Source organism: Myxococcus sp. CA039A, assembly GCF_013336645.1.
GTDB lineage: Bacteria > Myxococcota > Myxococcia > Myxococcales > Myxococcaceae > Myxococcus > Myxococcus llanfairpwllgwyngyllgogerychwyrndrobwllllantysiliogogogochensis.
On record NZ_JABUMQ010000086.1, the window covers coordinates 1 to 11,685 of the forward strand.

Here is an 11,685-nt window from a genome sequence, read left to right on the forward strand (position 1 = left end):
TCCCCACCCCGCCCCTGGACGTGAATGGCGGCGTGAAGGGAAAGCGCAAGAGCAAGAAGGACAAGCTGCGAGAGGCCGCCGCCGAGGCCGCGAGCCGACCGCCATCGCGCCGCAAATAACGGGGCCGTGAATCGAAGGCGGGAAGATCCGCGAACGCCTTCGTTCCTCTGGGGCACAACCCGGAGGTTTCATGCAACGCGGTGCATTCCTGTTGGCTCTCGCCAGTCTCATCCCCACATGGGCCCTGGCGGCGCCCCACGTCACGAGGCTTCCTCCCCAGAACGCCGCGGTCCACTGCGCTCCCGGCGCGACGTGTACCCAGCCCACGGTGGACGGCTGGGTTCCGCCGATGGAGTACGCCGACGGCAAGAAGTTCCCGTTGCAGGACTACGTGAACGGTGGCCCCAACGGCGAGCTCTACCTGTTCGTCAGCGACAACGCCGAATACACCTCGGACGAGTGCAACTTCGGAGTCCCCAATGCCGGGGGAATTCCCTCGGTCCAGACCAACCCCTGCCACTCGCAGACGCTGTTCATCGGCATGCGCCTGCCCCGGCCCAAGGACGCCAACGGGAACTTCCTGGACGCCTCCGGCATCATCGACGTCTGGCTCGACGCCCAGCGCGACGCCACCATCAACCAGGTCGCCGGGGCGAACATGCCCCGCTCCGAGGACCGTCACCTCCAGCTTCGCTACTCCACCGGCCCGAACGGAAACACCACGCTCTCGCAGCGGATGGGCAACAACGCGAATGGCTGGATGGCGCTGACGGCCCCCAACCAGGCCTGGGCCACCAGCGTCACGGTGGCGACCCCGGGCGCGCAGCCGTCCCGCGTACACATCGAGTTCGCGGTGAAGCTGCGCTCGAGCGTGCCACCCATCGTCGGCAGCGAGCCGCTGTCGGCGCTGGTCCGCAAGCTGGGCCTCGGCCTCCAGAGCACCGCCTTCTCGGTGGCCGGCGCCACGCAGAAGGTGGGAGGCGGCACCTTCCCCAATGTGAAGAACCAGCCGCCCGTCAACTTCATGCCCTCCACCTGGGAGACGCTCGAGCTCAAGGAGCCCGTCTCCATCCCCCTGAGCTTCACGATGTGGAACGTGGGGCAGATGCCCGATGCGACCTTCTGGGTCAGCGACGGGGGCTCGGGAGAAATCGACACCGTCGCCGCGAAGATTTTCAGGAAGGAGGTCGCCTGCATCTCCGAAATCTGGATGTCCCATGAGCGCGGCGAGCTCATCGAGAAGGTCAACGCGCTGCGCGCCATCGAGTCGCTGCCACCCATGCAGGCCGTCACGGAGCTGAACGACGACGTCCTCAAGCTGGCCACGGAGAGCACGGGCCTGGTGCTGTTGTCCTCGCGGCAGATTCTCGAGGGAGGCGTGCACCACTTCCCCTCGCACATGTGCACCGGCAATGACTGCCTCCAGGACAAGGGCGTCATCTGGGCGCGCATCGCCACCCCCGCCGCGACCGAGCCGATCATCGTCATGGAAGAGACCGGCGCATCCAGGGTCTCCACCGCGACGGACTACGGCGAGTTCGTCGACGTGTTCTGCACCCACGTCAACGCGGGAGAGAACGTCCCCGGCCCCGACACCGATGCCCGCGAGGACCAGCTCTTCGACATCAAGGCCTACGTTCAGCAGGTGCGGAAGGGCGGGCCCCTGCACGCCAACACCTTCCCGTATCTGCTCGGCGACGACGACATCTTCCCCCAAGGCACCTGGCCGAGCGGCCTGGACCGCCCCGCCTTCCTGCTCGGGGACATGAACACCCTGGGGCCCAAGGCCACCCAGGCCGACTCCAACTTCCCGGCCTATCAAGACATGGTGGGCCCCAGCTTCCTGGCCATCAACCAGCGCACCGGGTTCGAGAAGGCAAACACCCTGTTCTCCGAAGCCCGGGACCTGGCCCGCACCTCGTCCGGCCCGGACCCGATGGCGACCGGGACGTGGCTGAGCAGCCAGTGCACGGACCTGGTGACGGACGAGCTGGGCTCCAAGGACCGCCTCGACTACGTGCTGGTGTTCCCCGCCGAGGACACGCTGGAGTTCCCCGCCTATGCCCTGCTCAAGGAGCCCACGGCGGACGTGAAGCCGCACTTCGACCCCGACTCCGGCTTCCTCCTGGAGAGCCCTCAGCAGTTCTTCCAGCAATGCCTGTCGGACCACGCGATGGTGGACGTGAGCGTGGCGTTGACGCGGGTGAAGGATGTCGTGAAGTACAACCCCGCCAAGCCGCACCGGATGGAGTACGCGGTGAAGCAGGTCACGGATTTGGAGACGGAGAGCGGCTGCTGCGCGGACTGGTTCACGCCCCGCGTACACATGACGGCGAATGGCTTCTTCCGGGAGAACGCCTTCCTGAACGTCGTCGAGGACCAGACCATCTACCCGAACTGGCGGGTGCACACCGGCCCGGACAATCCCACGCAGTTCCCTGACCTGCCGGCGAACTTCACGGGGGTGGTGAACATGACGTCCGCCATCTGGGAAGAGGATGTCGGCCCCAATGACCACTACGACTCCATCCCCGAGGGGGCCGCCGGGACGGCGGTGGACGAGCGGGACGGCCACTTCAGCTTCTTCGCGGGGTCGGGAATGGTCCGCCGGGTGAAGGGTGAGACGAATCCCAATGATTGGTTCATGGGGCTCGAGCTGATGGGGAGCTTCCTCAATGGCTATGAGAACGGAATGACCCTGGAGACCGAAGGCAAGGACATGGACACGGGCGACAACGCCCGGGTCCGGCACTACATCCAACTGAAGGAGCTCGAGTCCCCATGAGCGCAATGAATCTGAAGTCCGCGGTGCTCGCGCTGCTCCTCGGGGGCACTGCGACCGCCCACGCCGTCGAGCCGATGGTGCCCTACGACAACTTCAACCCAACGGAGTCCAACCCGCCTCGCGCGACGAAGGTGCGCGGCATCGACCCGGCCCGGTGGGTCAGCCAGGAGAGCGGAAGCCGGCAGCAGGCCCTTCGTGAGCTGGCCTTCACCCGCCTGCGGCTGATGAGCCGCGCCAACACGGGCACCGGACGGTACGGACTGCGCTTCACCCAGCCGTCGACGGTGACGGCCATCGAGGCGAAGGTTCGCGTGAACAACGCCAGAAGCACGGGTTGCTCGGTCTCCAGATTCGGAGTCGCCCACGGCACGGCGGAGCTGTCCGGTCACTTCTTCAATGCCTCCACTCCGGGCAGGGGCAGTGCGCGCGATGACATCACAGCCGCCATCCGCATCGTCTCCCGGTCGACAGACCCCGTGGGCTCGCAGGAGCTGCGGGTGGAGGCGGCCATCGAGCGGTGCAGGGACGCGTCCTGCACGGAGCGCAGCTCGCTCTTCACCGCGGACCTGGGGCTGATTCACCAGGGCGAACAGGTGAGGCTGCGGGTCCAATGGGACGCGGTGAATGACCGCTTCGTGTTCCAGCGGGACACCCAGCCGGAGGTGCATGGCGCGTACACCGTCGCGGACACCCAGGCTCCCGGAGTCTCGAACAAGGAGTTGGTGGTGACCCATGCCCTGCCCACCTGCGCGAGCGGCAGTCCCAGTCCGCTGGGGTATGTGAATGCATACTTCCATGATGTCCTGGTGAACGAAGCGGCTGCCCCCGCGCTGTGAGGGAGCCCGGGACTGGGGGCATGCTTTGAGCCCCCAGCACCCGTCCTTCCTTGTCAAGGCCCCCTTCGGGGCGGGCTGTTTGATATGTCGATGCCGTGGTTGCTCCCAATCCATGCGAGCGCCACACCCCGAAGGGGGAATCCACATGGGCATCGTTTCGAGAAGTGGCCGGGGCCTGGTCGCCGCACTGGTCGGGGTGGGCGCAATGGCTTCCATCAATTGTGGTGAGGGTCAGGACCTGCCGGAGAATACCCAGGCACAGGTCCAGCAGGAGCGCGCGCCCCTGGACTGCGCCTCCTCCAACACGTGCGCCAGCCTCACGGCCCCCACCGTGGAGCTCACCGCTCCGGCTCCAGGCAGCTTCCTGCGTGGCACTGTCACGCTCACGGCGGACGCCTCGGATGACGTGGGCGTCACGCGCGTGGACTTCTTCGATGGGGCCACGCTCATCGGCTCCGCCACCCAGGCCCCCTTCAGTGTGAGCTGGAATACGACGACGGCCTCGGGTCCACGCACGCTGACGGCCCAGGCCTTCGACGCGAATGACGAGTCGGGCACCTCCAGCCCGGTGAGCGTCCTGGTGGACAACTTCGTCCCCATCATCCTGACCGGCTCCCCCCCGTACACGCCCCAGACCCTGAACTACGTGCGCGGCATCGTCAATCTGGGCTGGACGGTGACGGACCAGAACCTCTCGGGCGTCGCCCTGGTGGAGTTCCTCCTGAACGGAAACTTCGTGGCCTCACAGCCCGGCTACTCGGGCTTCACCTACAACTTCACGTGGGATACGCGGGTGCTTGGCAACACCTCCTACAGCCTGACCCTGCGTGCGACAGACCACGCGGGCAACGTCCAGACGAACACCCGGACCCTCATCGTCGACAACGCCCCGCCCTCGTCGTTCCTCTCCGCGCCGGCCAACGGCTCGGTGGTCAGTGGCGTCGTCACGCTGTCCGCCAATGCCTCCGACAGCCAGGCCTTGCTCTACGTTGTCTTTGAAATCGACGGTGTCATCCAGACGCCCTATTCAACCACCGCGCCGTTCACGAGGGCGTGGGACACGACGGGCAAATCAGGCACGCATGTGATTGTCGCCATCGCCTATGACCGGGCTGGCAACGGCCGACGCAGCAACGCCGCGACAGTCACGGTGCCCTGAGCCGCCCGCACCGGGGCGGGCCACGGGCGCAGGCGTGGCCCGCCCCGGTGCAATGAGGTGGGCCGCGCCTTGACGCACACTCGCCGTCATGTTCTCGTTGTAAACATGCCAATCATTCATGACGGAGTTGCTCTTCGGCGAGTGACGATTGCGATGACCGCACTCGTCCTCTTGCTCATTCCCGCGACCGATGCTTCGGCGCAGCCCACTTTGACTTATTTGTCCACAGCAGCGCCGGGTAAAACGGTCCGAACCTGGGATTGTTGCAAGGCAAGCGGTTCATGGACTGGGAAAGCCGCGGTCAACGCTCCGGTCAGGTCTTGCAAAGCGGATGGCGTATCAGTAGTCGATGCGAATGCGCAAAGCGGCTGTAATGGCGGCTCCAGCTATGCGTGCAATAACAACCAGCCATGGGCCGTGAACCCGACCTTCTCCTATGGATTCGCCAGGGCGGGCTTGCTTGGCAAGACCGAGAGCGACACGAGCTGCGCCTGCTACGCGTTGAAGTTCACCAACACGGCCGTGAAGGGCAAGACGCACGTGGTCCAGGTGGTCGGCCAGGGGCCCACCACCAATTCGAACTTTTTCGAGCTGCTGATCCCTGGCGGCGGGGTGGGACTTTTCAACGGCTGTCAGCCGCAATGGCAGGCTCCAAGCTCGGGTTGGGGGGCACAATACGGCGGTGTCACCAGTAAAGCCCAATGCGCTCAATTGCCGGCGCAATTGCAGCCGGGCTGCAACTGGCGATTCGATTGGTTTCTCAACGCGGACAGTCCCGAGATGACCTTCCGTCGGGTCACCTGCCCGACGGCACTCACCGACAAATCGGGGTGCATCCGAAAGGATTGATGAGAAAAGAGGACATAGCCCCTCTGTTCCGAGCGACTAACGGCGGGTGAACACGCCCAGCTTGTCGCGGTTCCACGCATTGATGGTCAGCGAGAGGACCTTCGTTCGTGGAGCCGCGAAGAGCGCCCCTGAGAACCCGCTCGCGTTCTCACCCGTGGTCTGGAAGTAGAACTCGTCACCGCTGTAGTGAGTGAGCGGGAATCGCTTGCCGGCGGGGCCGACGGTGAAGGACAGCGCACCGTCTCGAAGCGACACGGTGAGGTCACCGTAGACGCGATTCGGATAGGTTCCGACGTAGGCGCCAAGGTTCCGCGCGGGGGTCGGGTTCACCGCGGGCTTGGAGTACTTCGTCTGGTCCGGGGTGACGGGCTCGGCGACGATGGGCGCCAGGAAGGCCAGCCAGTCTCGCGTCGACGCATTGTAGCGGACGATGTCCACGAACTCGGCGGCGATGGCCTCCGGAACACCCCGAGGGTCCGAGTTCGTCAGCACGGCGATGGCCAGCTTCTTAGACGGATAGACGGTGATGACCGTGGACGCTCCGCGCCCGAAGCCTCCCGAGTGGCCCAGCCGCAGCTCCCCGGTGTCCTCGTAGTCGACGTTCCAGCCCAGCCCGTAGAAGCTCGCCCTCCCCCCCAGCTCCTCCGGACCATGGGTGACATTGTTGGGCCGCCAGATGGTCTGCAGCCCGGGCACGTCGACCACGGGGGCCTGAAGCCCCGGGAAGCCGCCCCCCGAAATCAACATCGTCAGCCACCGGGCCAGGTCGCGCACCGACGAGTTCGCGCCACCGGCGGGCGCCTGACCGTCATTGTTGGCGCCGAGGTCCGGCTTCCATTGGCCATTCACCAGCGTGTGCAGCGCCGCCCGGTTCTTGCTCGCCTGAAGGTCCGCGAAGGAATAGGAGGTGCTGCTCATGCCGAGCGGCGCGAAAATCATCTCCCGCGCCAGGTCCTGCCAGGAGCGTCCCGTCGCCGTGGCGAACGCCTGCGCTCCGGCCGTCAGGCCATAGTTGGTATAGGCATAGTTGTCGCGAAACCGCGCCAGGGGATACAGCGCCAGCTTCGAGATGATCTGCTCACCGGTGTAGCCGAGGTCCTCGAGCAGGTCTCCCGCATGGTCGGGCAAGCCACTGCGATGCGAGAACATGTCGGCGACCGTGACGTGCTGCCCCACCCACGCATCGGCGAGCGTGAAGCCCGGACGAAAGGTCTGGAGCGTGTCGTTCCAGTCCACCTTGGCCAACCGCCGCGTCAGCGCGGCGGCAATCACCGTGGAGCTCAGCGGCTTGGAGACCGAGGCGAGCTGAAACACCGTGTCCACATCGACGTCCCCCACCACGCCCGCCTGGCGTTCGCCCAGGCCCTTGAGGTACCGGACCTGGCCCTCGTACACCACGGCGACCGCGATGCCGGGCACGGAGGTGGCCGCCTTGTCCTTCTTGACGATGTCGTCGAGCACCGCCAGGGCTCGCGTCACTCCTTCGGCGGTGATCTGCCCGGAGGCCGTGGACGTCGCGGAGGCCACGGCCCTGGGGCCCGGTGCTGGCGCGGCCGCCGTCGAACCCGTCCCGGTGATGGCGGCCCCGACTCCCGCCGCTCCCAGGCCCCGCAGCAGCGTCCTGCGTGCCATTCCCGTCGCCGCCGTCGGTGCTGAACCCTGCCCATCGTCGTGCGCCATGACTCCCCCCTGAAGCCCCACGTCGAAACGGTTTCGACGCACCCGCGGAGCGCAGACTGAGAGGCCCGTGGAGGCACGCGCAAGAGACCCAGGTCCCATTGTGCCGCCGAGTCAACGCACCCCGTTTCCCAGGGGCCCCGCGTCGTCGCCGGAGCCAGCCGCATCGCGGCGGACCGTCCTGGCGCCACGAAAAAGAGCCGCGCCCACCCTTGGAGTGGGGCGCGGCTCTCGGACATCAACACTGACAGCGGGCTACTGGCAGCCACCCGCCTGCAGGTAGTCGACCAGCGAACCACCGCCGCTCGAGTTCTCACGGCTCACCAGACACTGGCCCGCGCCGACGGTCACGCTCGAGTCACCCACGGTGAGCGACAGCTCGCCCGTCACCACCTGCACGCCGCCCTTGAAGCCGGTAGCGACGTTGGCCCGCACCGGACGCAGGCTCGGGCCGCCCGTTCCACCCGTGAGGCGCACGCGATACGTCGCATCCTCGTACGCCGACGGGACTTCCATCTCGGCGTCCGCCTTGAGCGGCGCCAGGAAGAAGCGCGCCACCAGGTCCACCTCCGGCTGCACGCGCACCAGCGGCAGCCCGTCATCCCCACGCGACAGCGTCAGGTCGAAGTGGCGGCCGGACTGGCTGTTCAGGTCCAGGGTGAAGAGCTTGTCGGTGCCCAGGCTCAAGAAGCTCTGCGCGTCGCCGAGCCCCACGTGGCCCACGGTGAAGTCCTTCTGGTTCTCCGTCGCCTCCAGGGTGAACGACAGGCCCGACAGGGACACCGTCCAGTCCTTGCCGCGCAGCGCCGGCGCCAGGCCCGCGTACGGCAGGCGCACCTCGGTGGTGTTCAGGTCCAGCAGGAAGCGCGCGCGCTTCGCCGCGCCATCCGCCTCCAGCTCCACCAGCGGAGCGGCGCGCTCCGAAGAGATGGCGATGGTGCCATCCTCGCCCGTCAGCTCCAGACGCAGCGCCTGGAGGATGGAGCCGCTGACAATCCAGTGCTGTTCCCCCGCCTTCGTCACCTTCAGCTCCACCTGCCCCACCATCACCGTGGGCAGCGCCGCGGCCGCCTCCGCGTCGAGCTGCTGCACCGCGCTCTTCACGCCCCCCAGGTCCACCACCAGGGAGGTGGCCTTCGGCAGGAAGCGCAGCGACACGGGCTGGGCACGCTTGGACCCGATGAGGAACGTCAGCTCCAGCCCGTCATCATCCAGGGTCGTCGCGCGCACGCGCAGCTCGGACTGGTTCACGAACTTCACGCAGTCGGCGTCCGCCAGCACGCTGCCATCGGTGCAGACCTTCTCGCCCTTGAGCAGGAAGATGGTGGAGTCACCCTCCGTCGACTCCACGTGCTCCGCGATGAAGACGCGCTCGCGCAGGTACTTCTCCAGTCGCGCGGACTGGGCATTCGTCTTGGCCTCGTCGGAGAAGTCGGGAAGCGACGAGCCCCCCTCCTCATCCTCCTGACTCGGGAGCGCCGGCAGGGGCACGCCGTCAAAGCCCGCGCTGAAGACGGAGAGGGCCTCCTCCAGGCTGTCAACCGCGGGCAGGCCGTTCATCGTCCGCACGCTCGCGCTGACACCGCGCACCATCTCCGCCGAACGGCTGGCGGTGACATCCGCGACCTTCTGCGCATCGGGCGGGTTCTCGCTGTCGCATCCGGTGGCGACCAGGGCGAACACCGCGACGCCGGCAAGCCAGGACCTGGCGTTTCTCATGAGCTGCTCCTTGGAAAGGGTGTGAGTGCGTGCCCCTCTTGAGCAATGCATGGGCCAACCGGGACTCCAGGTGTTTCCAGTGGTTACCACCACGACTGGGGGTGTAGCGCGCTGCACACCGCGACATCACTGTCACGAAGGCTACGCACCTCGCATCCCCGGCGCGCGCGCCCTGACACGGATTGGACGCACCGCGCGAGGCGGCAGGTTTGACTTAATATACACCGTACACTAATCAGTCAGGCCTTGATTCCGGCGGGGCGTGAGCGCTGCACGTCCGGACAAAAGGAGCGACAGATGGCGGAGCGTTGGCTTCTCCAGGGCGCCACCGTGGTGACAGGAGACCGGGAGCACGAAGACCTTCCGTGCGGCGATATCCTCATCGAGGACGGGCGCATCACCGCGATGGGCCGGGAGCTGCGCGTGGAGGGCTGCCGCGTGCTCCCTCTCGCGGGGAAGCTCGTGATGCCGGGGCTCATCGATACCCATCGGCACACGTGGCAGACGCCGTTGCGTGGGTTGGGGGGTGACTGGACGGTGCTCGACTACCTCGCGGCCGTCCGGGTGAAGCTCTCCCCCGCCTTCCGCCCGGAGGATGTCCATGCGGGCACGCTCGCGGGTGCGCTCGAGGCGCTCGACGCGGGCATCACGACGCTCGTCGACCACGCCCACTGCATCGCGTCACCGGCACATGCGGACGCGGCCCTCCAGGGGCTCCAGGAGTCGGGCATCCAGGCACTCTTCGCCTATGGCTACGCTGCGGGCTCCGAGCCGAGTCCCTCCTTCCCCACCCCTGAGCACCGCTTCGCCGATGCACGACGGCTCCGCGAAGGCCCGCTCTCCTCCGACAGCGGACGGGTGCGCCTGGGCATCGCGCTCACGGAGATGCAGATTCCGTGGGAGCAGAGCCGAGCGGAGGTCTGCTCGGCGCGTGAGCTCGGCGTGCCCATCACCCTGCATTGCTCGGCATGGCCCGTGACGGGGCCGAGCGAAGTCGAGCAACTGGAGCGTGAGGGCCTGCTCGGCCCGGACCTCCTCTTCGTGCACTGCACATTCAGCGGTGACGACGACCTGGCACGAATCGCGGGCAGTGGCGGCTCCATCTGCGCCACCCCGGAGTCGGAGCTTCAGATGGGCATGGGGTTCCCTGTCATCGGGCGTGCCCTGCGCGTGGGGGTTCGGACGACGCTTGGCTGTGATGTCGTGGCGAGCAACGGAGGCGAGCTGTTCACCGCCATGCGGCTCGCGCTCCAGTCCGAGCGGGGCCGCGCGAATGCACTGGCGGGCCTGCCCAGGAGGCTCGACCTCAGGGCGGGCCAGATGCTCCGCATGGTGACGCAGGACGCGGCCGATGCCATCGGGCTCGGGGCCGTCACGGGCTCCCTGCGTCCCGGGAAACAGGCGGACCTGATTGTCCTCGCCGCCGACGCCCTGAACATGACTCCGCTGGGCCATCCGCGCGATGCGGTGGTGCTGCAGGCCCATGCGGGGAACGTCGAGTCGGTGATGGTTCGCGGCGAGCTCGTGAAGCACCAGGGGCGCCTCATTGGGAAGGACGTGGCCGCCGTCCGCCAGAAGGTCCTGCGAGCGCGCGATGCGGTGCTGGAGCGCGTCGGAGGGCTGTCCGCGCTCCTCGCCGACCACGCGAAGCTGGAGGAGCATTGGGACCTTGGGAACGGGCGTGCAAGCGCCACCTCAGGGACGCGCTGACGACATGGCGTGAAGTACCCGTTTGCGTGCCTCGCGGAGCCCACTAGGTTGGACGCCGCCGCGGAGGGACTCGCGCGGCGATGCGAGGAGCGGGATGGCCGGTCGCGAAGGGGCTGCGGGAAAGAAGGCGCGGAAGACACTGGGACGCCCCGCTCGGCTGTCCCTCCCCCTCGTCATCGAAGCCGCCGCGAAGCTCGTGCGGGAGAGTGGGCTGAAGAGCCTCTCGATGCGCGTGTTGGCGGAGCGAATCGGCGCAACGCCCATGGCCGTCTACAAGCACGTCGGAGACCGCGAGGACCTCGTATCGCGGGTCGTGGAGCACGTCTTCGAACAGCTCTCGCTGCCGGATGACTCGCTCGCGCCCCTGGACTGGCTGCGGGAGGTGGCGCTGCGCGTCCGCGTGCTCGGCCTGGCACACCGGGGAGTGATGGACTTTCTTCTAGAGGAGGGCCCGGCCGTCCGGGGCGCGCTCCTCGTATTGGAGCGCACCGTCAGCAAGCTCCACGAGGTGGGCGTGCCCTGGAGCGAGGCCGGGGACCTGCACAACACGTTCTTCTCCTGGCTCGCGGGCACCATTCGCCGCCAGGAGCAGTGGGCCGGCAGGGCCGAAGACGCGCCCGCTCCCCTCCAACGCTTCCACGCCGCCGCCCTCGCCCTTCCTTCCAAGGACTACCCCGGTGTGAAGAACACCCTGGCACGCATGCGAGCGTTGGATGTCGACGCGGAGTTCCAGAACAGCCTCGACTTCATGCTGGAAGGAATCGGCCGACGCATCCAGCGCCACCAGGGCGAGACCCCGCCCGCGAAGAAGCCTCGCCGGAAGGCGTGACGTCACCGGGGCGCCCGAACTCCAGGCACTCGAAACCTGCGTGCTCGACCGGCGCTCTTCAAAGCGACTCCGCCTTGGAGAGGGGCTGGAAACACCTGACCAGACAGACTCGATGTGCATC

General features: G+C 67.2%; 8 protein-coding genes. 6 read left to right on the plus strand and 2 right to left on the minus strand.

All coding sequences use genetic code 11. The annotated features are described in order from the left end of the window. Positions 1–190 precede the first annotated feature (190 nt). The 4 genes from HR086_RS16305 (at position 191) to HR086_RS16320 (ending at position 5,629) form a co-directional block, all read left to right on the plus strand. Entirely contained in the window at positions 191–2,785 is a 2,595-nt protein-coding gene (locus HR086_RS16305) for a hypothetical protein (protein ID WP_174466076.1), read from the plus strand. Continuing rightward, a complete protein-coding gene (locus tag HR086_RS16310) occupies positions 2,782–3,621 on the plus strand; it encodes a hypothetical protein (protein ID WP_174466077.1) in 840 nt (279 codons plus the stop codon). Before HR086_RS16305 ends, HR086_RS16310 begins: the two co-directional genes overlap by 4 nt. 205 nt (positions 3,622–3,826) lie before the next feature. After that, entirely contained in the window at positions 3,827–4,780 is a 954-nt protein-coding gene (locus tag HR086_RS16315) for an Ig-like domain-containing protein (RefSeq protein WP_254626342.1), read from the plus strand. A gap of 153 nt (positions 4,781–4,933) precedes the next feature. Next, positions 4,934–5,629, plus strand: a complete 696-nt coding sequence (locus HR086_RS16320; RefSeq protein ID WP_174466079.1) for a hypothetical protein — start codon at positions 4,934–4,936, stop codon at positions 5,627–5,629. A gap of 36 nt (positions 5,630–5,665) precedes the next feature. Here the strand turns inward: HR086_RS16320 and HR086_RS16325 are convergent, their stop codons facing one another. Together HR086_RS16325 and HR086_RS16330 are read right to left on the minus strand one after the other, a co-directional pair. After that, the gene (locus tag HR086_RS16325; protein ID WP_174466080.1) at positions 5,666–7,309 is read right to left on the minus strand and encodes a serine hydrolase; all 1,644 of its coding nucleotides are present in this window, start codon (positions 7,307–7,309) and stop codon (positions 5,666–5,668) included. A 252-nt stretch (positions 7,310–7,561) separates the two neighbouring features. Further along, positions 7,562–9,025, minus strand: coding sequence for a hypothetical protein (locus HR086_RS16330; protein WP_254626343.1), 1,464 nt, complete (start codon positions 9,023–9,025; stop codon positions 7,562–7,564). Between the two features lie 297 nt (positions 9,026–9,322). Between HR086_RS16330 and HR086_RS16335 the strand changes: the two genes are divergently transcribed. Beyond that, positions 9,323–10,735 carry an amidohydrolase family protein gene (locus HR086_RS16335; RefSeq protein ID WP_174466081.1) on the plus strand — a complete coding sequence of 471 codons (1,413 nt, stop codon included), beginning with the start codon at positions 9,323–9,325 and terminating at the stop codon, positions 10,733–10,735. Positions 10,736–10,829: 94 nt separating this feature from the next. Continuing rightward, positions 10,830–11,564 carry a TetR/AcrR family transcriptional regulator gene (locus HR086_RS16340; RefSeq protein ID WP_174466082.1) on the plus strand — a complete coding sequence of 245 codons (735 nt, stop codon included), beginning with the start codon at positions 10,830–10,832 and terminating at the stop codon, positions 11,562–11,564. Positions 11,565–11,685: the final 121 nt, after the last annotated feature.

Excerpts from the sequence above, each read along its gene's own strand:
- HR086_RS16310 (WP_174466077.1), top strand. The coding sequence starts at position 2,782 with ATGAGCGCAATGAATCTGAAGTCCGCGGTGCTCGCGCTGCTCCTCGGG.
- HR086_RS16305 (WP_174466076.1), top strand. The coding sequence starts at position 191 with ATGCAACGCGGTGCATTCCTGTTGGCTCTCGCCAGTCTCATCCCCACA.
- HR086_RS16335 (WP_174466081.1), top strand. The coding sequence starts at position 9,323 with ATGGCGGAGCGTTGGCTTCTCCAGGGCGCCACCGTGGTGACAGGAGAC.
- HR086_RS16320 (WP_174466079.1), top strand. The coding sequence starts at position 4,934 with ATGACCGCACTCGTCCTCTTGCTCATTCCCGCGACCGATGCTTCGGCG.
- HR086_RS16315 (WP_254626342.1), top strand. The coding sequence starts at position 3,827 with ATGGCTTCCATCAATTGTGGTGAGGGTCAGGACCTGCCGGAGAATACC.
- HR086_RS16325 (WP_174466080.1), bottom strand. The coding sequence starts at position 7,309 with ATGGCGCACGACGATGGGCAGGGTTCAGCACCGACGGCGGCGACGGGA.
- HR086_RS16330 (WP_254626343.1), bottom strand. The coding sequence starts at position 9,025 with ATGAGAAACGCCAGGTCCTGGCTTGCCGGCGTCGCGGTGTTCGCCCTG.
- HR086_RS16340 (WP_174466082.1), top strand. The coding sequence starts at position 10,830 with ATGGCCGGTCGCGAAGGGGCTGCGGGAAAGAAGGCGCGGAAGACACTG.